Annotated in this window: 16 protein-coding genes; 5 read left to right on the top strand and 11 right to left on the bottom strand. The window is 56.2% G+C overall.

What is annotated here, in order from left to right:
* Window positions 1-45: 45 nt before the first annotated feature.
* The 5 genes from eno to rlmD form a co-directional block, all read right to left on the bottom strand.
* A complete protein-coding gene (gene eno, locus H7R56_RS05240; RefSeq protein ID WP_106926041.1) occupies window positions 46-1344 on the bottom strand; it encodes a phosphopyruvate hydratase in 1299 nt (432 codons plus the stop codon).
* 79 nt (window positions 1345-1423) lie between these two features.
* A complete protein-coding gene (pyrG, locus tag H7R56_RS05235; RefSeq protein ID WP_106926039.1) occupies window positions 1424-3061 on the bottom strand; it encodes a glutamine hydrolyzing CTP synthase in 1638 nt (545 codons plus the stop codon).
* Between the two features lie 223 nt (window positions 3062-3284).
* Entirely contained in the window at window positions 3285-4076 is a 792-nt protein-coding gene (gene mazG / locus H7R56_RS05230; protein WP_106926037.1) for a nucleoside triphosphate pyrophosphohydrolase, read from the bottom strand.
* A gap of 111 nt (window positions 4077-4187) precedes the next feature.
* Window positions 4188-6419 carry a GTP diphosphokinase gene (relA, locus tag H7R56_RS05225; protein WP_106926035.1) on the bottom strand — a complete coding sequence of 744 codons (2232 nt, stop codon included), beginning with the start codon at window positions 6417-6419 and terminating at the stop codon, window positions 4188-4190.
* Between the two features lie 50 nt (window positions 6420-6469).
* Window positions 6470-7768 carry a 23S rRNA (uracil(1939)-C(5))-methyltransferase RlmD gene (rlmD, locus tag H7R56_RS05220; protein ID WP_106926033.1) on the bottom strand — a complete coding sequence of 433 codons (1299 nt, stop codon included), beginning with the start codon at window positions 7766-7768 and terminating at the stop codon, window positions 6470-6472.
* Window positions 7769-7824: 56 nt separating this feature from the next.
* Between rlmD and barA the strand changes: the two genes are divergently transcribed.
* Window positions 7825-10578: a two-component sensor histidine kinase BarA gene (barA, locus tag H7R56_RS05215; RefSeq protein ID WP_106926031.1), complete on the top strand. Its 2754-nt coding sequence runs from the start codon at window positions 7825-7827 to the stop codon at window positions 10576-10578.
* An 82-nt stretch (window positions 10579-10660) separates the two neighbouring features.
* Here barA and H7R56_RS05210 read toward each other — a convergent pair whose 3' ends face one another.
* From H7R56_RS05210 to syd, 6 genes are all read right to left on the bottom strand, one after another.
* Window positions 10661-11800, bottom strand: coding sequence for a glycerate kinase (locus H7R56_RS05210; RefSeq protein WP_106926029.1), 1140 nt, complete (start codon window positions 11798-11800; stop codon window positions 10661-10663).
* A gap of 33 nt (window positions 11801-11833) precedes the next feature.
* Window positions 11834-13174 carry a glucarate dehydratase gene (gene gudD / locus H7R56_RS05205; RefSeq protein WP_106926027.1) on the bottom strand — a complete coding sequence of 447 codons (1341 nt, stop codon included), beginning with the start codon at window positions 13172-13174 and terminating at the stop codon, window positions 11834-11836.
* Between the two features lie 237 nt (window positions 13175-13411).
* Window positions 13412-13855 carry a flavodoxin gene (locus tag H7R56_RS05200; protein ID WP_106926025.1) on the bottom strand — a complete coding sequence of 148 codons (444 nt, stop codon included), beginning with the start codon at window positions 13853-13855 and terminating at the stop codon, window positions 13412-13414.
* Window positions 13856-13870: 15 nt separating this feature from the next.
* Entirely contained in the window at window positions 13871-14653 is a 783-nt protein-coding gene (gene truC / locus H7R56_RS05195; RefSeq protein ID WP_106926023.1) for a tRNA pseudouridine(65) synthase TruC, read from the bottom strand.
* Entirely contained in the window at window positions 14653-14982 is a 330-nt protein-coding gene (locus H7R56_RS05190) for a YqcC family protein (RefSeq protein ID WP_106926021.1), read from the bottom strand. Before H7R56_RS05190 ends, truC begins: the two co-directional genes overlap by 1 nt.
* 633 nt (window positions 14983-15615) lie before the next feature.
* The gene (syd, locus tag H7R56_RS05185) at window positions 15616-16161 is read right to left on the bottom strand and encodes a SecY-interacting protein (RefSeq protein ID WP_106926019.1); all 546 of its coding nucleotides are present in this window, start codon (window positions 16159-16161) and stop codon (window positions 15616-15618) included.
* 69 nt (window positions 16162-16230) lie between these two features.
* Between syd and queF the strand changes: the two genes are divergently transcribed.
* From queF to H7R56_RS05165, 4 genes are all read left to right on the top strand, one after another.
* Window positions 16231-17076, top strand: a complete 846-nt coding sequence (queF, locus tag H7R56_RS05180) for an NADPH-dependent 7-cyano-7-deazaguanine reductase QueF (RefSeq protein ID WP_106926017.1) — start codon at window positions 16231-16233, stop codon at window positions 17074-17076.
* A 117-nt stretch (window positions 17077-17193) separates the two neighbouring features.
* Window positions 17194-18558 carry a nucleotide 5'-monophosphate nucleosidase PpnN gene (ppnN, locus tag H7R56_RS05175; protein WP_106926014.1) on the top strand — a complete coding sequence of 455 codons (1365 nt, stop codon included), beginning with the start codon at window positions 17194-17196 and terminating at the stop codon, window positions 18556-18558.
* Window positions 18559-19059: 501 nt separating this feature from the next.
* Window positions 19060-20349, top strand: coding sequence for an HAAAP family serine/threonine permease (locus H7R56_RS05170; protein ID WP_106926012.1), 1290 nt, complete (start codon window positions 19060-19062; stop codon window positions 20347-20349).
* A 53-nt stretch (window positions 20350-20402) separates the two neighbouring features.
* Window positions 20403-21770, top strand: coding sequence for an L-serine ammonia-lyase (locus tag H7R56_RS05165; RefSeq protein ID WP_106926010.1), 1368 nt, complete (start codon window positions 20403-20405; stop codon window positions 21768-21770).
* Window positions 21771-21821: the final 51 nt, after the last annotated feature.

The following is a 21821-nucleotide window of genomic DNA, read 5'->3' as shown; positions in this document are numbered from 1 at the left end:
ATGCCAGCCCGAAGGCTGGCATTTTTATATCAGATAAAGACAGGATTACGCCTGGCCTTTGATCTCTTTACGACCGTTGTACGGAGCCTGTGCACCCAGCGCTTCTTCGATGCGAATCAGCTGGTTGTATTTAGCAACGCGGTCAGAACGGCTCATAGAACCCGTTTTGATCTGGCCAGCAGCGGTACCAACAGCCAGGTCAGCGATGGTAGCGTCTTCAGTTTCGCCAGAACGGTGAGAGATGACAGCGGTGTAGCCAGCGTCTTTCGCCATTTTGATCGCAGCCAGAGTTTCGGTCAGAGAACCGATCTGGTTGAATTTGATCAGGATGGAGTTAACGATGCCTTTTTCGATGCCTTCTTTCAGGATCTTGGTGTTGGTTACGAACAGGTCGTCACCAACCAGCTGGATTTTGTCGCCCAGTACTTTAGTCTGGTATGCGAAACCATCCCAGTCAGACTCGTCCAGACCATCTTCGATGGACACGATCGGGTACTGTTTGGTCAGTTCTTCCAGGAAGTGAGTGAATTCTTCGGAGGTGAATGCTTTGTTGCCTTCGCCAGCCAGAACGTATTTACCGTCTTTGTAGAATTCAGACGCTGCACAGTCCATCGCCAGAGTGATGTCTTTGCCCAGCTCGTAGCCAGCTGCTTTAACCGCTTCAGCGATAACAGCCAGAGCTTCAGCGTTGGAGCCCAGGTTAGGAGCGTAGCCGCCTTCGTCACCAACAGCAGTGTTCATACCTTTAGCTTTCAGAACTTTAGCCAGGTTGTGGAACACTTCGGAACCCATACGTACGGCTTCTTTCAGGGATTTCGCGCCAACTGGCTGAATCATGAATTCCTGAATGTCGACGTTGTTGTCAGCGTGCTCGCCGCCGTTGATGATGTTCATCATCGGAACCGGCATGGAGTATTTGCCCGGAGTACCGTTCAGCTCAGCGATGTGAGCGTACAGCGGCAGGCCTTTAGCGGCAGCTGCTGCTTTGGCGTTTGCCAGAGAAACGGCCAGGATTGCGTTCGCGCCAAAGTTGGATTTGTTTTCAGTACCGTCCAGATCGATCATGATCTTGTCGATGCCAGCCTGATCTTTAGCATCTTTACCCAGCAGAGCCTGAGCAATCGGACCGTTAACAGCGGCAACCGCTTTCAGTACGCCTTTACCCATGAAACGGGATTTGTCGCCATCGCGCAGTTCCAGCGCTTCGCGGGAACCAGTAGAAGCACCTGACGGGGCAGCTGCCATACCGACGAAACCACCTTCCAGGTGTACTTCTGCTTCAACAGTCGGGTTACCACGGGAGTCGATGATTTCACGACCGATGATTTTAACGATTTTGGACATTAGGTTTTCCTCAGTACAAGTTAAACTAAAACTCCAGACAAACAACGCCCCTCGTGGGGCGCTGCCGTTCTAACTTTTTTTACTTCGCCTGGCGCTTCTGGTACTCGCCTGCGGCTTTCACAAAGCCAGCAAACAGCGGGTGCCCATCACGCGGCGTGGAAGTAAACTCCGGATGGAACTGACAAGCAACGAACCACGGGTGATTCGGTACTTCGATGATCTCGACCAACTGATCATCACCGGAACGGCCCGCAACGCGCAGACCTGCAGCTTCAATCTGTTTCAACAACATGTTGTTGACTTCATAGCGGTGACGGTGACGTTCAACGATAGTGGGTTCGCCGTACATCTGACGTACCAGGCTGTCATCGCTAAGCTGGCACTGCTGCGCGCCAAGGCGCATGGTGCCGCCGAGGTCGCTCTTTTCAGTACGAACTTCGACATTGCCTTCTTCATCACGCCATTCGGTAATGAGCGCCACAACCGGGTACTTACAGTCTGGCACAAATTCCGTGGAGTTGGCGTTGTCCATCCCCGCAACGTTGCGCGCAAACTCAATCAGCGCAACCTGCATACCCAGGCAGATGCCCAGATAAGGAATATTATTTTCACGCGCATAGCGCGCGGTCGCGATCTTACCTTCTACACCACGGTAGCCGAAGCCGCCAGGGATCAGGATAGCATCCAAATCTTTCAGAATTTCGACGCCGCGCGTTTCCACATCCTGCGAGTCAATCAGCTTGATGTTGACGCTAACGCGGTTTTTCAGACCACCGTGCTTCAGCGCTTCAATCACGGATTTGTAGGCGTCCGGCAGTTCAATGTACTTGCCGACCATACCAATCGTGACTTCGCCTGCCGGGTTCGCTTCTTCGTAGATAACCTGTTCCCATTCGGCCAGGTTTGCTTCCGGGCAGTTTAAGCTGAATCGTTTACAAATATAATCGTCCAGCCCCTGAGATTTCAACAGGCCTGGAATTTTATAAATGGAATCGACGTCTTTCATCGAAATAACCGCTTTTTCTGGCACATTACAGAACAATGCAATTTTTGCACGTTCGTTGGCCGGAACCGCGCGATCGGAGCGGCAGATCAGAATATCTGGCTGAATACCGATAGAAAGCAGTTCTTTGACGGAGTGCTGAGTCGGTTTAGTTTTCACTTCACCGGCAGCCGCCAGGTAAGGCACCAGAGTCAGGTGCATGAACAGCGCGTGTTCACGACCAATATCAACCGCCAGCTGACGAATCGCTTCCAGGAACGGCAGGGATTCGATATCACCTACGGTACCGCCGATTTCGACCAGTACCACGTCGTGACCTTCGCCACCGGCAAGGACACGCTCTTTAATGGCGTTGGTAATGTGAGGAATGACCTGTACGGTCGCGCCCAGATAGTCACCGCGGCGTTCTTTACGCAGAACGTCGGAGTAGATACGACCGGTCGTGAAGTTATTGCGGCGCGTCATTTTGGTGCGGATGAAACGCTCGTAGTGACCCAGGTCCAGGTCGGTTTCAGCGCCGTCTTCGGTAACGAACACTTCCCCGTGTTGGATCGGGCTCATGGTGCCTGGATCGACGTTGATGTACGGATCCAATTTCATCATGGTCACGTTGAGGCCACGGGCTTCAAGAATGGCTGCCAGGGAGGCTGCGGCAATGCCTTTACCCAGAGAGGATACGACCCCGCCGGTCACAAAAATATAGTTCGTTGTCATGCTGAACCTGAGAAGTTAGGGTGAAACGATGGAATAACCAAGACGGGAAAGTAGTATACCCGAACATGGCGAGCGCCACAAACTTTCATTCTCGCTCCTCAATCGCCGCAGAAACAAACATGGGGAGTGAGAAAATAGCCCCTTTTGGGTAAATGTTTTTGACGCAAATCAAGCGCTTGTCATTTAAGATTTCGCACTTTTCGCCCTTCCCCGCAAAAATTCTTTAGAGATCATGTTCCTGCTGCTTTACCTGCTGCCAAACTTCTTCCATCACATCGAGGTCTACGCCGGTCATTTCCAGGCCGCGCGCCGCGACAATTCGCTCCACTTCGCGGAAACGGCGTTCAAATTTTTCGTTGGCTTTTTGAAGCGCGGTCTCGGCTTTTACCCCTAAATGGCGAGACAGATTAACGGTCGCGAACAGCAGATCGCCCATCTCCTCTTCCAGTTTAGCCTCATCAACCACCGCCTGCCTGGCTTCGTCCATGACTTCGTCGATCTCTTCGTACACTTTGTCCAGCACCGGGCCCAGCGTCGTCCAGTCAAAGCCGACAGCCGAGCAGCGCTTCTGGATTTTGTGCGCTCGCATCAGGGCCGGGAAAGCGCGTGGAATGTCGTCCAGCGCAGAATGCTGCGCCTTTTCCGCGCGTTCGGCGGTTTTGATTTGCTCCCAGCGGGCCAGCACTTCCTGGCTGTTGCTGGCGCGCGCGTCGCCAAAAATATGCGGATGGCGGCGTTCCAGCTTGTCGCAGATGGCTGCGCAAATATCGTTGAAATCAAAGCGCCCTTCTTCCTGGGCCATCTGGGCGTAAAACACGACCTGGAATAGCAGGTCACCCAGCTCGCCGCGCAGGTCGTCAAAGTCTTCGCGCGCAATCGCATCGAGCACTTCGTATGTCTCTTCGAGGGTGTAAGGGGCAATAGAGCTGAACGTCTGCTCTTTGTCCCACGGGCAGCCGTTTTCCGGGTCGCGCAGGCGCTGCATGATGCCGAGCAGTCGGTCGATTTGAGTCATGTGACAATCCTGGAAATTTAAAAATAGCAGGCCGGATAAGGCATTTATGCCGCCATCCGGCGTGGTGAAATTGCCGGATGGCGGCTTCGCCTTATCCGGCCTACAGAAAGATTACCCGCCGTGCAGGCGGCGCGCGTCGATCACGTCCGGCACCTGATTGAGCTTGCCAAGCACGCGTCCCAACACCTGCAGGTTATAGATTTCAATCGTCATATCGATAGTTGCCATCTGCTGTTTGGTGTCGCTGCGGCTGGCAACGCCCAGCACGTTAACCTTCTCGTTGGCGAGAATCGTGGTGATATCACGCAGCAGGCCGCTGCGGTCGTTGGCCTGCACGCGAACCACCAGCGAGTAGCCCGCCGAGTAGCTTTCGCCCCAGACGGCATCAACGATACGCTCAGGGGCATGCGACTGCAGCTCCGCCAGCTGTTCACAGTCGGCGCGGTGTACGGAAATCCCGCGTCCCTGAGTAATAAAGCCAACAATCTCGTCGCCGGGAATCGGCTGGCAGCAGCGGGCAATGTGGTGCATCAGATTACCCACGCCTTCTACCACCACGCGGCCGTTATCTTTGCTGCGATTCTGCGGCGTGTAGGTTTTCTGCTGCAACTGCTTGAGCGCTGCCGCGTCCTGCTCGGCGGCGCTTGGTTTATTGAACTGCGCCTGCAGGAAGTTGACCATCTGGTTGAGGCGAATGTCGCCGCCGCCAATGGCCGCCAGCAGCTCTTCAACGTCGTTAAAGTTGTAGCGCGGCAGCAGGTGTTTTTCGGCTTCCTTGAGGCTGATCCCCAGCTGCGCCAGCTCGTCGTCGAGGATTTGTCGACCGGCCAGCACGTTCTTGTCTTTGTCCTGTTTGCGGAACCAGGCGTGGATTTTTGAACGCCCGCGGCTGGTCGTTACGTAGCCCAGGTTCGGGTTCAGCCAGTCGCGGCTCGGGTTCGGCTGCTTCTGGGTGATGATTTCAATCTGATCGCCCATCTGTAGCTGGTAGGTAAACGGCACAATACGCCCGCCAATTTTCGCGCCAATGCAGCGGTGACCGACGTCGCTGTGAATGTGGTAGGCAAAGTCCAGCGGCGTTGATCCCGCCGGCAGATCCACCACGTCACCTTTTGGCGTAAACACGTAAACGCGGTCATCAAAGACCTGGCTGCGCACTTCGTCGAGCATTTCGCCCGAGTCAGCCATTTCTTCCTGCCACGCAATCAGCTTACGCAGCCAGGCAATACGATCTTCATGGCCGGAGCGTGGCCCGCTGGCAGTACCTTCTTTGTACTTCCAGTGCGCGGCGACACCCAGCTCGGCATCTTCATGCATCTGTTTAGTACGAATCTGGATCTCAACCGTTTTGCCACCCGGCCCCAGTACTACGGTATGGATAGACTGATAACCGTTGGGTTTTGGGTTAGCCACGTAGTCGTCGAACTCATCAGGGAGGTGGCGATAGTGAGTGTGCACTATCCCCAACGCGGCGTAGCAGTCCTGTAAACGCTCGGCGACGATGCGCACCGCGCGCACGTCAAACAGCTCGTCGAAGGCGAGGTGTTTTTTCTGCATTTTGCGCCAGATGCTGTAGATATGCTTCGGACGGCCATAAACCTCGGCCTTCACCCCTTCGGTTTTCATTTCGCTGCGCAGGTGGCCGACAAACTCATTGATGTAATGTTCGCGGTCGATGCGGCGCTCGTGCAGCAGTTTGGCAATGCGCTTGTACTCGGCCGGGTGCAGGTAGCGGAAGCAGTAATCCTCCAGCTCCCATTTCAGTTGGCCAATGCCGAGACGGTTGGCGAGCGGAGCGTAGATGTTGGTACACTCTTTCGCCGCCAGCACGCGTTCATCTTCCGGCGCGTCTTTCACTTCGCGCAGGTGAGCAATGCGCTCGGCGAGCTTAATCACCACGCAGCGAAAATCATCGACCATGGCCAGCAGCATGCGGCGCACGTTGTCGACCTGTTCGGAGGATACCGCGTCGGTATGCGTCGCCTTCAGCTGACGAATCGCCGCCATATCGCGCACGCCGTGAATCAGGGTAACAACCGATTTTCCGGCGCTCTCGCTGAGCACTTCTTCACTCACCACGTTAGCGTCGACTAACGGGAACAGCAGCGCCGCACGCAGCGTGTCGTTATCCATACTCAGCGTGGAGAGGATCTCGACCATCTCAACCCCGCGCCAAAGCATCAGCTCGGCGTCATCGCGCCCTACGGTCTGTCGGCGACAATAATCCCAGGTCTCGGCTAAGCGTTCACACGACTGCTGGCTGGAAATTCCCAGACTTGCGATCCATTTCTGTGGGTCAAACTCACCAGCTTTATTGAGATGTGCACTTCTTACCGCAACCATTGTCCTCTCCTTTCAGGGACCGGCCTGTCGAAGTCGACAAGCCACCGTTATTACCGACGCTCAAACAGCACCATAGATTCCTGGTGCCCAGTGTGCGGGAACATATCAAGCATTGCCAGACGCTGAATTTGGTAACCCGCACTCAGCAACGCCTCGCTATCGCGCGCAAGTGTAGCCGGGTTGCAGGACACGTACACCACCCGCGTCGGCGCTAATTTTATAACATGCTGCATCACGCCCGGTGCGCCAGCACGGGCAGGATCGAGTAAAACTTTGTCAAAACCATGCTTCGCCCAGCTCTGACGGGTGACGTCGTCCTCCAGATTCTCATGGAAGAAAGTGACATTTTCGAGATGATTCTGCGCGGCGTTCTCACGCCCCTTCGCCACCAGCGCCGGAACGCCTTCTACCCCGACGACGCTCGCCGCACGCTTCGCCAGCGGCAGCGTAAAGTTACCCATACCGCAGAACAGATCCAGCACTCGGTCTGTGGGCTGAACATCCAGCCATGCTAATGCCGTGGCCACCATCTGCTGGTTTACGCCGTCGTTCACCTGAATAAAATCACGCGGGCTGAAGGTTAAGCGTAGACCGTCTGAAGAATACCAGGGGGCTTCACCGGTAACGCGTTCAAGTATCTCGCTTTCCGGCGCCAGATACAGCGCCACGCCGGAAGAATGCGAAAAGCGTTCCAGTTTTTCTTTATCGTCGTCGCTCAGCGCCGCGGTGTGGCGCAGCACCATCAACGCGCCGTTGTCCGCGCCCACCAGCTCCACATGTCCGAGCTGACGTTGCCCCTTCAGGTTACTCAGGCATTCACGCACCGCCGGCAGCAGCGCCTCAAGAGCGGGCACCAAAACGGGGCATTGCACCACATCGATAATATCGTTCGAATTCGCCTTGCGAAAACCCATCTGCAACTGTTGGGTCTTCGGCTGATAATTCAAGCTCAGACGCGCACGGCGGCGGTATCCCCAGGCGTCACCGGCGATAACCTCATCAACCTCATGCTTCATTAAACGATTAAGCGCCGCGCGCTTGCTGCGCTGTTGTAGTGCAACCGCAGCATGCTGCTGCTGGCAGCCGCCACAGACGCCAAAGTGCGGGCAGCGCGGCAAAACGCGCTCCGGGCTGTCGTTCAGACGACGTTTGACCTGGCCGCGCGCATACTGTTTTTTATCTTCCGTGAGGGTAATTTCAGCCCGTTCTTCTGGAAGTAAGCCATTGATGAATAATGCTTTACCGTTGTGGCGCGCCACACCTTGCCCAAAGGGATCAAGATCGCTGACTGTCACGGTTATGATCTGACGCGTCGTCACGCGCCGTTTTGCAGAGTAGAATTGCGCCATCGTAGAGATTTTTCTCAATCAAATATATTGCCCTGATTCTCCCACAACGGACCTCCATGACCAACTACAGCCTGCGTGCAAGAATGATGATTTTGATCCTGGCGCCGACCGTACTTATCGGTTTACTGCTCAGCATCTTCTTCGTCGTACACCGCTATAACGACCTGCAGCGTCAACTGGAAGACGCCGGCGCGAGTATTATCGAGCCGCTTGCCGTCTCCAGTGAATACGGTATGAACTTACAAAACCGTGAATCGATCGGTCAGTTGATAAGCGTACTTCACCGCCGCCATTCCGATATCGTGCGGGCCATTTCAGTTTATGATGAACACAACAAGCTGTTTGTCACCTCGAACTATCAGTTGGACCCCGGCGAGCTTCAGCTGCCGCGCGGTATGCCTTTCCCGCGAAGGCTAAGCGTGACGCGCCACGGCGATATCATGATTCTGCGAACGCCGATTATTTCCGAGCACTACTCGCCGGATGAGTCGCCGCAGTCAGATGCGAAAACCCCGGTCAATATGCTGGGCTACGTCGCGCTGGAGCTGGACCTCAAATCCGTGCGTCTCCAGCAGTACAAAGAGATCTTCATCTCCAGCGTGATGATGTTGTTCTGTATCGGCATTGCGTTAATCTTCGGCTGGCGATTGATGCAGGACGTGACCGGGCCGATTCGCAACATGGTGAATACCGTTGACCGTATCCGTCGTGGGCAGCTCGACAGCCGCGTTGAAGGCTTTATGCTCGGCGAACTGGATATGCTGAAAAACGGCATCAACTCGATGGCCATGTCGCTGGCGGCCTACCATGAGGAGATGCAGCACAACGTCGACCAGGCCACCTCGGACCTGCGCGAAACGCTGGAGCAGATGGAGATTCAGAACGTCGAGCTGGATCTGGCCAAGAAACGCGCCCAGGAAGCGGCGCGCATCAAGTCTGAATTCCTGGCGAACATGTCGCATGAGCTGCGCACGCCGCTGAACGGCGTGATTGGCTTTACTCGCCTGACGCTCAAAACCGAGCTGAACCCGACCCAGCGCGATCACCTCAATACCATTGAACGATCGGCCAACAACCTGCTGGCGATCATCAACGACGTGCTGGACTTCTCGAAGCTCGAGGCCGGTAAACTGCTGCTGGAAAGCATCCCGTTCCCGCTGCGCAATTCGCTGGATGAAGTGGTCACGCTGCTGGCGCACTCGGCGCACGATAAAGGTCTGGAGCTGACGCTAAACATTAAAAATGACGTGCCGGACAACGTCATCGGCGATCCGCTGCGTCTTCAGCAGGTGATCACCAACCTGGTCGGCAACGCCATCAAGTTCACCGAGAACGGCAATATTGACGTACTGGTCGAACAGCGCGCCGTCAGCAATAACAAAGTGCAGATTGAAGTCCAAATCCGCGATACCGGCATCGGCATTCCGGAGCGCGATCAATCGCGGCTGTTCCAGGCCTTCCGCCAGGCCGATGCCAGCATCTCCCGCCGCCACGGCGGCACCGGGCTGGGGCTGGTTATCACCCAGAAGCTGGTGCGCGAGATGGGCGGTGATATCTCCTTCCACAGCCAGCCAAACCGCGGTTCGACCTTCTGGTTTAACATCAATCTCGATCTCAATCCGAACGTGATCGCCGACGGGCCCGATACCCGCAGCCTGGCAGGCAAACGTATCGCCTACGTCGAGGCTAACGCCGCCGCCGCGCAGGCGACGCTGGATATTCTGGCCTCAACGCCGCTGGAGGTGGTGTACGCGGTGAGCATTGCCGCCCTGCCCGCCGAGTTCTACGATATTCTGCTGGTTGCCGTACCGGTGTCGGTACGCGACCTCGCAATCCACCGCGATAAGCTGAACGCCGCGCTGGGGATGACCGATCATCTGGTGCTGGCGCTACCGTGCCACGCACAGGTCGACGCTGAGTCGCTTAAACAGAACGGTGCGGCGGCCTGCCTGCTGAAACCGCTGACCTCAACCCGCCTGCTGCCGGTGCTGCTGGAGTTCAACCACGTCACGTCGTCAACGATAGCGCTGCCAACCAGCGAACATCGCCTGCCAATGACGGTGATGGCCGTAGACGATAACCCGGCGAACCTGAAGCTCATCGGCGCGCTGCTTGACGATCAGGTGCAGCACGTCGAGCTGTGTGAAAGCGGTCAGCAGGCGGTTGAGTGCGCCAGACAGATGAAGTTCGATCTGATTCTGATGGATATTCAGATGCCGGATATCGACGGTATTCGCGCCTGTGAGCTGATTCGCCAGCTTCCGCACCAGCAGCAGACGCCGGTGATTGCCGTCACCGCCCACGCGCTGGCTGGGCAAAAAGAGAAGCTCATGGCCGCCGGCATGAATGACTATCTGGCCAAACCGATTGAAGAAAAGCGGCTGCACGACCTGCTGCTACGCTACAAACCCGGCCTGAACACTCCGCCGCGCCCGCTGCAAATGGAGCCGATAGAACCGCCGGTGGATCTTAACGCCACGCTGGACTGGCAGCTGGCGCTGCGTCAGGCAGCCTACAAGCCAGACCTGGCGCGCGAAATGCTGCACATGCTGATCGCCTTCCTGCCGGAAGTCCGTAACAAAGTTGAGGAACAGCTGGTCGGTGAAGAGCCGGAAAATCTGGTCGATACCATTCATAAACTGCACGGCAGCTGCGGCTATAGCGGCGTGCCGCGTCTGAAGCATCTGTGTTATCTGATTGAAAGCCAGCTGCGCGGCGGCACCCCGGCAGAGGAGCTGGAGCCTGAACTGCTGGAGCTGCTTGATGAAATGGATAACGTCACGCGCGAAACAAAGAAAATGCTGGGTTAGCGCAAACAGGGCGGCCTGATAAGCACCGCGCCATCAGGCCGCCCGGCGCACATTGCCGGATGGCGGCGTTGCCTTATCCGGCCTACAGAGACTGCCCAATCTTGATGACTGCGGCAATATTCCTCGCCGCCATCCGTACGTTTGCTCCCGCTTCCGCCAGCGCGTCGTCCAGCGAACAAATGCGATACAGCACGCTAAACACGGCATCAAGACCATGCTGATGTACCACGCCAACGTCTGCCGTCAGGCTGCCCGCAATACCAATCACCGGGATCCGGTGGCGCTTAGCCACCCGCGCAACCCCCACAGGGACTTTGCCGTGGATGGTCTGGCTGTCGATACGCCCTTCACCGGTAATGACCAGATCCGCATCCGCCAGCAGCGCATCAAGGTGCAGCGCTTCGGTGACAATATCAATCCCCGGACGCAGCTGTGCGCCGCAAAAAGCGTACAGCGCGGCGCCCATTCCCCCCGCGGCACCACCGCCTTCCAGAGTCAGCACGTCGAGCCCTAAGTCGTCGGCAATATGCCGGGCATAATGTGCCAGCGCGTGGTCAAGCTGGGCGACCATCTCCGGCGTGGCGCCCTTCTGTGGGCCAAAGATGGCCGATGCGCCTTCTTCACCAATCAGCGGGTTCGTCACATCACAGGCTACGTCAATCCGACAGCGCGCCAGGCGTTTATCCAGCCCGCTGATATCGATTTTCGCTAACGTCGCCAGCGCCGCGCCGCCGGGGGCGAGCGGCTGACCGTCGGCGGTCAACAGTTTCGCCCCCAGCGCCTGAACCATGCCAGCGCCACCGTCATTGGTCGCGCTACCGCCGATGCCGATAATGATCCACGTCACGCCAAGATCCAGCGCATGGCGGATCAGCTCACCGGTTCCCCATGAGGTGGTCTTAAGCGGATTACGTGCTGCGGGCGGAAGCAGCGCCAGCCCGCTGGCGGCGGCCATCTCGATAAATGCACAGCGCTCATCGCCGGAGATACCGTAAAAGCCCGCCACCGGCTCGCCAAGCGGGCCGGTCACCGTCACCTGCACCACGCGGCCTTGGGTGGCAGCCACCATCGCTTCCACCGTGCCTTCACCGCCGTCGGCAACCGGCACCTTGATATACTCGGCATCGGGGTATATCGCCCGAAATCCGTCCTCAATGGCGCTGGCCACCTCAAGGGCGCTCAGGCTTTCCTTGTACGAATCAGGGGCAATCACAATCTTCATAAGCAGTCCTTGTACGAAGTAGCGGCTGTAAGCTTAGCGCACCATGCAGGGACGTTTATTATCAAACGTCCAGTTTGGGATCAGATACTGCATGCCTATCGCATCGTCGCGAGCCCCCAGGCCGTGCTTTTGATACAGCGCGTTGGCCTGCATCACCCGGTCCATGTCCAGCTCAACGCCCAGCCCTGGCTTATCGGGCACCTGCACTTTGCCGCCCGCAATGACCAGCGGCTGTTTCGTCAGACGCTGGTTGCCCTCTTGCCAGATCCAGTGAGTATCAATGGCGGTAATGTTTCCCGGCGCAGCGGCGGCCACGTGGGTGAACATCGCCAGAGAAATATCAAAGTGGTTGTTTGAGTGAGAACCCCAGGTAAGACCAAACTCATGGCACAGCTGCGCCACGCGCACCGAGCCCTGCATCGTCCAGAAGTGCGGGTCCGCCAGCGGGATATCGACCGACTGAAGTGCCAGCGTGTGCCCCATCTGCCGCCAGTCGGTGGCAATCATATTGGTGGCGGTCGGCAGGCCGGTTGCCCGACGGAACTCGGCCATCACCTCACGGCCGGAAAAACCCTGTTCAGCGCCGCACGGATCTTCCGCATACGCCAGCGTCCCCTTCAGATATTTGCCGATCCGAATCGCTTCATCCAGCGACCACGCGCCGTTCGGATCCAGCGTCACGCGCGCCTGCGGGAAACGCCTGGCCAGCGCCACGATAGACTCGGCCTCTTCCTCCCCGGCCATTACGCCACCCTTCAGCTTGAAGTCATTGAAACCGTATTTTTCATAGGCCGCTTCCGCCAGGCGCACCACCGCATCGGGAGTCATCGCCTCCTCATGACGCAGCCGGTACCACGCGCAGTCGTCGTCAGGTTGGCTCTGGTACGGCAGCGGCGTTGCCTTACGATCGCCGATAAAGAACAGGTAGCCCAACATCTGCACTTCGCTACGCTGCTGCCCGTCGCCCAATAGCGTCGCGACGTTCACGCCCAGATGCTGCCCAAGGAGGTCCAGCATGGCCGCTTCAATAGCGGTCACAACGTGGATCGTGGTGCGTAAATCAAAGGTTTGCAGGCCCCGACCGCTGGCATCACGGTCAGCAAAAACGGCGCGCACGCGGTTAAGGACGTTTTTGTATTCCCCGAGCGTCTTCCCGACCACCAGCGGCACGGCCTCTTCCAGCGTGGAGCGAATCTTCTCGCCGCCGGGAATTTCCCCCACGCCCGTATGCCCTGCGTTATCCTGAATAATCACAATATTGCGGGTAAAGAACGGCGCATGGGCGCCGCTCAGGTTCATCAGCATGCTGTCATGCCCGGCTACCGGAATGACCTGCATGGCCGTTACCACGGGCGTGGAAGAGTGAATCGTCATGGTTAAATCCTTGTCTACTGAAATGACGGCCGAAAGCAGGACATCGTCCGGCCCGACGCGTCGGAGCGAGAAATCTCGCGATCGTCAAAATGATGCTAAACGCAGTATAGGAACAGGCGAGCGACAGCTCATCGTGCATATGCACAATATTAGAGGGGAAATTTCTTCAATAGTGTGGCCGATCAACAAATAGCAACCGGTACGACGCCGTCGTACCGGTGTGGAAAGGAGAAAGGGCTATTTCAACAGCGCCGCCCACTGCGTGACCCACGGATTAGAGACGCTTTCCGGCTCCGGGTCTTCCGAGGCATCAATCATCAACATCTCGCCAATGCGCTGCGCGCCCTGCTCCTGCAACAGCGCGTCGAATCGCTTGCCGCCGCCGCAGAAGTTCGCATAGGTGCTATCGCCGAGGGCGATAATGCCGTAACGCAAATGAGGCTGGTACATATCCTGGAGATCGTTAAACAACGGCACGATACTGTCAGGCAGATCGCCCTGGCCGGTCGTCGACGTGACGACCAGCGCATATTTCCCGGTGTAGCTTTCCCAATCCGCGACCGTCGGATCTTCAAAGACCGCCGCCTGATGGCCCAGCCCTTCGAGAATCGTCTGCGCTTCTTCCGCCACCAACAGCGAATTGCCGTACATGGTGCCGACAAAAATCCCTACTTCAGCCATGATTTAACTCCCTGTTTACTTCTGGATAGCTTCATCCTGACCGCAGTCGGCAACAAACTCAACCCTTTCATTATCGGGGAGAAGCCCGCGCCAGCCGAAATGTGATAAAGCCTGCATCCAGACCTCGTCCAGCCCGGCGCGAAGGGTCAGCGGCTCGCCGGTGAACGGGTGCGTCAACGACAGCTGGCTGGCGTGCAGCATCAGGCGGTGACAGCCGAAGTGTTCAGCGGCGCTGCGATTCTGGCGCAGATCGCCGTGCTTGCTGTCGCCAATGATCGGGTGACGCAGGTGCGCCAGGTGGCGGCGTAGCTGATGCTTACGGCCGGTCTGCGGGTCCAGCTCGACCAGCCCATAGCGGGTCGTTGGGTAGCGGCCGGTCGCGACCGGCATTTCCACCGTTGCCATACCGCGATAGTGCGTCACCGCAGGCTGCGGGTCTTTATTCTCGCGGGCAAACTTATCGGCGATTTTATCCAGCTCTTCTACCAGCGGGTAGTCCAGCGTCGCCTCATCGGTCAGCCAGCCGCGCACGATAGCGTGATAGCGCTTGCGAATTTGGTGCTGCTCAAACTGCTGGGACAGCAAACGCCCGGCTTCGCTGGAGAGCCCCATCAGCAATACGCCGGAGGTTGGGCGATCGAGGCGATGGGCGGTAAAGACGTGCTGGCCAATCTGGTCGCGTACCGTCTGCATCACCACCACCTTCTCGTCGCGATCGAGCCAGCTACGGTGCACCAGCCAGCCGGACGGTTTATTGACCGCCACCAGCCATTCATCCTGGTAGATAATTTCCAGCATCAGTGAGGGTCACTCGTAAAGAAGGCATCCAGCTGTTCAAGCGGCGGCAGAATGATGGCGCGCAGCGGGTGCGCGGCGTCAAGCGCCATCTCGTAGTAGGGCGCGATGGCGAAATCTTTTGGCAGCGGCATTCCGCTGTCCAGCAACTGATGCATACGTGGAATCAACACCCATTGCAGCCACTCAAGCGGCTCCAGGGTATCCATGCAGAACGGCTGGTCGCTGGCAAAGGCGCTTTCGTGCGGCGCATCATCCTGCCAGTGCTGATGCTGGCGAAGCAGCGTTTCAATAAGCAGGAGTTGGTCGCGAAGGCTATCGTGGCGTGTCATGGAAAACCTCTGAGGAAACAAAATCGCGCGCAGGATACCACTAGTTGGTGGGAAACAAAAAAAGGGAGCACTGTAAAAACAGTGCTCCCGGTTCGTTTCGCAGCAATCCAGCTACTTTTAGTGCTCCCTGCTCATCCGTGACAACTTTTCCTGTGGTCTCCTGACCAGTTCATCCTTAAACGGTTGCTTCCTGCATCACACCACCCCGATGCGATTTCACCCAATCCTTGAGTGTGTCCCGATCTTCCTGATCCACCAGATATCCTGTCTGGCTCTCATTCTCCGTCCTGGAGGTGTCCTTTAACGCGCTCCTGCGCTATCCTCTTGCTTCTTCCTGAAGCCTTTCCTTGAATCACCTTCCCGGTGTGTCCTATGAAGCGTCATCATCCTGATGTTCACTTCATTGTGCGACTCCCTGTCGACGTAGATAGAATCCGCTATTTCCCTTCGTCTTACAAGCGTCTTACAGGCAAATCCTTAAGGCTTACAGACGTAAAAATTGCCTGACAAAATTAATAACATATTGAAATAAAAAAGAATTACTAAAATGATGGGATAAGTGTCTTACTGATATTCTGGCGATCTCTCACAGAGCGTGTAAGAGATCTCTCACAAAGGGATGGGTACATTTTCCTACAGAATTGGCTCAAGTTGAGTCAGAAAGCTCGCAAGAGAGGAGGCAAGAGGCAGGCGATTGCGCGTTCCGAGCGTCTCTTTAACCACTTCACCGGTCACGTTGCAGACGGAAATCACGTCGAGCTCGCTGTCCAGCGTGGCAATAAATAGCGTCGGCGAAAGCTTCAGGCGCTTTTGCGTGACCAGGTGACCAATCAGGTTTTCCTGCACGCGCCGAAAGTCTTCGGGGCTCCACACCTGCAGCAGCATCAGGGGTTCCCCCATGAAAAGCGCTTGCATATCACCCGCATACTGAGTGGTATAATATGTGTGAATGGGTTGTTGTACCACAATATCCATAGCCCGTTCAACGCCATTTACATTCTGCTCGCCGTCAAACGCCTGCGGCTGCCAGTACACCGCCTCGCCGGTGGTAGACACCTGACACGGTGAGGGAATACCGTACAGCTCTTCGCTGCGCGGCAGGCTGCCATAGGTGCGCTGCCAGGCATCGCAATAGCGTTGGGTAAATGCGTGTAATGCGTCTGCGGTCTGCTGATCCACGAATTTCTCTCTTCAGGTTAGCCAGGGTACACTTAAAACCATAGTGTACCTGCTTTATAACGGTGAAACATGTCTTCTTATGATAACCATCAGGCGCTTGCCGGCCTGACGCTCGGTAAAACCACAGATTACCGTGATACCTACGACGCCAGCCTGCTGCAGGGCGTCCCGCGTAGCCTGAACCGCGATCCGCTGGGGCTGCATGCCGATTCCCTGCCGTTTCACGGCGCGGACATCTGGACGTTGTACGAACTCTCCTGGCTCAATGCCAAAGGCTTGCCGCAGGTGGCCGTCGGCCACGTTGAGCTCAGCCATGAGACGGAGAATCTGGTCGAATCGAAAAGCTTTAAACTCTATTTGAACAGTTTTAACCAAACGCGTTTTGCCTGCTGGCAGGACGTGCAGGAAACGCTGGAGCGCGATCTGAGCGCCTGCGCGCAGGGTAAAGTCACCGTAGCCCTGTACCGCCTCGACGAAATCGAAGGTCAGCCTATCGCCCATTTCCACGGCAGCTGCATTGACGATCAGGATATTGAGATTGATAGCTACCAGTTCAACGCCGACTACCTCGACGGCGCCGCCGGTGAAAAGGTGGTGGAAGAAACGCTGGTCAGCCATCTGCTGAAATCAAACTGTCTGATTACCCATCAGCCAGACTGGGGCTCGGTGCAAATTCAGTATCGTGGCCCCAAAATCGACCGCGAAAAGCTGCTGCGCTATCTGGTCTCTTTCCGTCACCATAATGAATTCCACGAGCAGTGCGTCGAGCGTATCTTCAACGATATTCTCCGCTTCTGCGCGCCGGAAAGCCTGAGCGTTTATGCCCGCTACACCCGTCGCGGCGGGCTGGATATCAACCCATGGCGCTCAAATGCGGAATTCGTGCCGGCTATTGGCCGCCTGGTACGTCAGTAACGTGAACAATGTCTCAATGTGTTGCACATTGTTCCGCATCTAAGGTTGTCGTTCCCGCGCCAGCAAGGCTATTGTAATCACTAAGGAAGACGATTTTCGTCCCGTTAAGGAGTTCACTTGATTACACATATTAGCCCGCTTGGCGCAATGGATATGTTGTCGCAGCTGGAAGTCGACATGCTTAAACGCACGGCCAGCACCGACCTGTATCAATTGTTTCGCAACTGCTCATTGGCCGTACTGAACTCAGGCAGCCTGACCGATAACAGTAAAGAACTGCTGTCCCGCTTCGAAAGCTTTGACATCAACGTACTGCGCCGCGAACGCGGCGTGAAGCTGGAGCTTATTAATCCGCCGGAAGAGGCGTTCGTTGACGGGCGTATTATCCGCTCGCTGCAGGCCAACCTGTTTGCGGTGCTGCGCGATATTCTGTTCGTCTACGGGCAGATCCATAACACCGTGCGTTTCCCGAATCTGGATCTGGAAAGCTCAACCCATATTACCAACCTGGTGTTCTCCATCCTGCGTAACGCGCGTGCGCTGCACGTCGGCGAAGCGCCAAGCATGGTGGTGTGCTGGGGCGGCCACTCTATCAATGAAAACGAGTACCTGTACGCGCGCCGCGTAGGTAACCAGCTTGGCCTGCGCGAGCTGAACATCTGCACCGGCTGTGGGCCAGGCGCGATGGAAGCGCCGATGAAAGGCGCCGCGGTCGGCCATGCGCAGCAGCGCTACAAAGAAGGCCGCTTTATCGGTATGACCGAACCGTCCATCATTGCCGCCGAGCCGCCTAACCCGCTGGTTAACGAGCTGATCATCATGCCCGATATCGAAAAACGCCTTGAGGCGTTTGTCCGTATCGCCCACGGCATCATTATCTTCCCGGGCGGCGTGGGAACGGCGGAAGAGCTGCTGTATCTGCTGGGTATTCTGATGAACCCGGCAAACAAAGACCAGGTGCTGCCGCTGATCCTGACCGGCCCGAAAGAGAGCGCTGACTACTTCCGCGTGCTCGACGAGTTCGTCGTGCACACGCTGGGTGAAGGCGCGCGTCGCCACTATAAGATCATCATCGACGATGAAGTCGAAGTGGCGCGTCAGATGAAAAAAGCGATGCCGCTGGTCAAAGAAAACCGCCGCGACACCGGCGATGCCTACAGCTTCAACTGGTCAATGCGCATTGCGCCCGATCTACAGATGCCGTTTGAGCCGTCGCACGAGAATATGGCTAACCTCAAGCTCTATCCGGACCAGCCGGTGGAAGTGCTGGCCGCCGACCTGCGCCGCGCCTTCTCTGGCATCGTTGCCGGAAACGTGAAGGAGGTGGGCATTCGGGCAATTGAAGAGTTCGGGCCGTACAAAATTCATGGCGATAAAGAAATGATGCGCCGTATGGACGAACTGCTACAGGGTTTTGTGGCGCAGCACCGTATGAAGCTTCCCGGCTCTGCCTATATTCCTTGCTACGAAATCTGCGCCTGACCGTCAGCCACAGCGCATTTCACTTCTCACCGGCGGATTTTCCGCCGGTTTTTTTTTAGCTAAAACATCGCTAAAACTGTGTTACAGCTCTCATGCCAATCGTTTGCGTGCAAATGCCAACCGCATTTTATTAGCAATAATTATGATTGGGCGCTAAAAAACGCCATTTTCATCATTTTTATCAGCAAAAACATCGTATTTACCCCTATCCCCATTTACCACACATACTGCCAATGCTAGCCTTCGCGCCCATAAATATCCGCTTAAAGAGTTATCACAGGAAAATTACCTGCCATATCCCGCACTAAAAGTGGATTATTACATTTGAGATCATGATCACTGATACATTCACCAGTTAAATGTACATTTGCGCTCGTCAAAACGGCGTTGGGTAAAAATCACAAAAACACCGACACTTATAAAATTTAATATTACTTTTATCTTTTTTTTCACTTTATTTGACTAAAAAATTAGCATTTTTCCTTCCTCCAGGAGATACAGATGGAAAACACTCAAACCAGCACTATCGTCACAGCAGAATCTGCTAGCGGATGGCGCAAAACAGATACAATGTGGATGCTGGGTCTTTACGGCACCGCAATCGGTGCAGGCGTACTGTTCCTGCCAATCAACGCCGGCGTAGGCGGTATGATTCCGCTGATCATCATGGCAATCCTCGCCTTCCCAATGACCTTCTTCGCACACCGCGGCCTGACCCGCTTCGTGCTCTCCGGTAAAAATCCGGGTGAAGACATTACGGAAGTGGTTGAAGAACACTTCGGTGTCGGCGCAGGTAAACTGATTACCCTGCTCTACTTCTTCGCCATCTACCCTATCCTGCTGGTTTACAGCGTGGCTATCACCAACACCGTTGAGAGCTTCCTGGCTCACCAGCTGCACATGACGCCGCCGCCGCGCGCTATCCTGTCTCTGATTCTGATCGTCGGTATGATGACTATCGTTCGCTTCGGTGAGCAGATGATCGTTAAAGCGATGAGCATCCTGGTGTTCCCGTTCGTTGCGGCACTGATGGTGCTGGCTCTGTACCTGATTCCTCAGTGGAGCGGTGCGGCGCTGGAAACGCTGTCCTTTAGCAGCGCAGCTTCAACCGGTAACGGTCTGTGGATGACCCTGTGGCTGGCGATTCCGGTCATGGTGTTCTCCTTCAACCACTCACCGATCATCTCCTCCTTCGCGGTAGCGAAGCGTGAAGAGTACGGCCAGGGCGCAGAGAAAAAATGCTCCTCTATCCTGGCACGTGCCCACATCATGATGGTGCTGACCGTAATGTTCTTCGTCTTCAGCTGCGTACTGAGCCTGTCCCCAGCGGACCTGGCGGCGGCAAAAGAGCAGAACATCTCCATCCTGTCTTACCTGGCGAACCACTTTAACGCACCGGTTATCGCCTGGATGGCGCCGATCATCGCGATTATCGCTATCACCAAATCTTTCCTGGGCCACTATCTGGGCGCTCGTGAAGGTTTCAACGGGATGGTTATCAAGTCTCTGCGTAGCAAAGGCAAATCCATCGAAATCAACAAACTGAACAAAATCACTGCGCTGTTCATGCTGGTTACCACCTGGATCGTGGCAACCCTGAACCCGAGCATCCTGGGTATGATTGAAACCCTGGGCGGCCCAATCATCGCGATGATTCTGTTCCTGATGCCGATGTATGCGATTCAGAAAGTACCGGCAATGCGTAAATATAGCGGTCACATCAGCAACGTCTTCGTTGTCCTGATGGGTCTCATTGCTATCTCCGCCATTTCCTACTCTCTGTTTAGTTAATCCCCCTGCGCCGCCTTTCGGGGCGGCGCACCTCGATACACAATGGACGCCTCATGATTAGCGTATTCGATATTTTCAAAATCGGCATTGGTCCTTCCAGCTCGCACACCGTCGGGCCAATGAAAGCAGGCAAACAATTCACGGACGACTTGATTGCGCGTGGGATCCTGACTGATATCACTCGCGTGGTCGTCGATGTTTACGGTTCACTTTCTCTGACCGGTAAAGGTCACCATACGGATATCGCCATTATTATGGGTCTGGCAGGAAATCTGCCGGATACGGTTGATATCGACGCCATCCCAGCGTTTATTCAGGACGTGAATACTCACGGCCGACTGATGCTGGCTAACGGCCAACACGAAGTGGAGTTCCCGGTTGACCAGTGCATGAACTTCCATGCGGACAATCTCTCTCTGCACGAAAACGGCATGCGCATTACCGCACTGGCGGGCGACAAAGCCGTGTACAGCAAAACCTACTACTCCATCGGCGGCGGTTTTATCGTCGACGAAGAACACTTTGGCCAGCAGTCCGAAGCGCCGGTCGCGGTGCCATACCCGTACAGCAGCGCCGCCGACCTGCAGCGTCACTGCAGCGAAACCGGCCTGTCGCTGTCCGGCCTGATGATGCAGAACGAACTCGCGCTGCACAGCAAAGAAGAGCTGGAAAAGCACTTCGCCGACGTCTGGGCAGTGATGAAGGGCGGAATCGAGCACGGCACCACCACCGAAGGCGTTCTGCCTGGTAAACTGCGCGTACCGCGCCGCGCCGCCGCGCTGCGCCGCATGCTGGTCAGCCAGGATAAAATCAGCAGCGACCCGATGGCGGTGGTTGACTGGATTAACATGTTCGCGCTGGCGGTCAACGAAGAGAACGCTGCCGGTGGCCGCGTGGTCACCGCACCCACCAACGGTGCCTGCGGGATTGTCCCGGCGGTTCTGGCCTACTACGACAAGTTTATCCGCGAAGTGAATGCTAACTCGCTGGCACGCTATATGCTGGTTGCCAGCGCCATTGGCTCACTTTACAAGATGAACGCGTCCATCTCTGGTGCCGAAGTCGGCTGCCAGGGCGAAGTCGGCGTCGCCTGCTCCATGGCGGCCGCGGGTCTGGCCGAACTTCTGGGTGCCAGCCCGGCCCAGGTGTGCATTGCTGCGGAAATCGGCATGGAACACAACCTTGGCCTGACCTGTGACCCGGTAGCCGGTCAGGTACAGGTGCCGTGCATTGAGCGTAACGCCATTGCATCGGTGAAAGCGGTCAACGCCGCGCGTATGGCCCTGCGCCGTACCAGCGAGCCGCGCGTGTGCCTCGATAAAGTGATCGAGACCATGTACGAAACCGGCAAAGACATGAACGCGAAATACCGCGAAACCTCACGCGGTGGCCTGGCAATGAAAGTGGTTGCCTGCGACTAACGTTTGTTCGCCACAGAGGCCTCGTTTTGCGAGGCCTCTTCCCGTTTTCCC

Origin of the sequence: Klebsiella sp. WP3-W18-ESBL-02, assembly GCF_014168815.1 — a bacterium.
GTDB classification, from domain to species: Bacteria; Pseudomonadota; Gammaproteobacteria; order Enterobacterales; family Enterobacteriaceae; genus Kluyvera; species Kluyvera ascorbata_B.
This window is presented reverse-complemented; position numbering and strand designations above follow the sequence as displayed.

What these genes read in the sequence shown, in the direction of transcription:
- eno (WP_106926041.1), bottom strand. Translation starts at nt 1,344, where the DNA reads ATGTCCAAAATCGTTAAAATCATCGGTCGTGAAATCATCGACTCCCGT.
- pyrG (WP_106926039.1), bottom strand. Translation starts at nt 3,061, where the DNA reads ATGACAACGAACTATATTTTTGTGACCGGCGGGGTCGTATCCTCTCTG.
- mazG (WP_106926037.1), bottom strand. Translation starts at nt 4,076, where the DNA reads ATGACTCAAATCGACCGACTGCTCGGCATCATGCAGCGCCTGCGCGAC.
- relA (WP_106926035.1), bottom strand. Translation starts at nt 6,419, where the DNA reads ATGGTTGCGGTAAGAAGTGCACATCTCAATAAAGCTGGTGAGTTTGAC.
- rlmD (WP_106926033.1), bottom strand. Translation starts at nt 7,768, where the DNA reads ATGGCGCAATTCTACTCTGCAAAACGGCGCGTGACGACGCGTCAGATC.
- barA (WP_106926031.1), top strand. Translation starts at nt 7,825, where the DNA reads ATGACCAACTACAGCCTGCGTGCAAGAATGATGATTTTGATCCTGGCG.
- H7R56_RS05210 (WP_106926029.1), bottom strand. Translation starts at nt 11,800, where the DNA reads ATGAAGATTGTGATTGCCCCTGATTCGTACAAGGAAAGCCTGAGCGCC.
- gudD (WP_106926027.1), bottom strand. Translation starts at nt 13,174, where the DNA reads ATGACGATTCACTCTTCCACGCCCGTGGTAACGGCCATGCAGGTCATT.
- H7R56_RS05200 (WP_106926025.1), bottom strand. Translation starts at nt 13,855, where the DNA reads ATGGCTGAAGTAGGGATTTTTGTCGGCACCATGTACGGCAATTCGCTG.
- truC (WP_106926023.1), bottom strand. Translation starts at nt 14,653, where the DNA reads ATGCTGGAAATTATCTACCAGGATGAATGGCTGGTGGCGGTCAATAAA.
- H7R56_RS05190 (WP_106926021.1), bottom strand. Translation starts at nt 14,982, where the DNA reads ATGACACGCCACGATAGCCTTCGCGACCAACTCCTGCTTATTGAAACG.
- queF (WP_106926017.1), top strand. Translation starts at nt 16,231, where the DNA reads ATGTCTTCTTATGATAACCATCAGGCGCTTGCCGGCCTGACGCTCGGT.
- H7R56_RS05170 (WP_106926012.1), top strand. Translation starts at nt 19,060, where the DNA reads ATGGAAAACACTCAAACCAGCACTATCGTCACAGCAGAATCTGCTAGC.
- H7R56_RS05165 (WP_106926010.1), top strand. Translation starts at nt 20,403, where the DNA reads ATGATTAGCGTATTCGATATTTTCAAAATCGGCATTGGTCCTTCCAGC.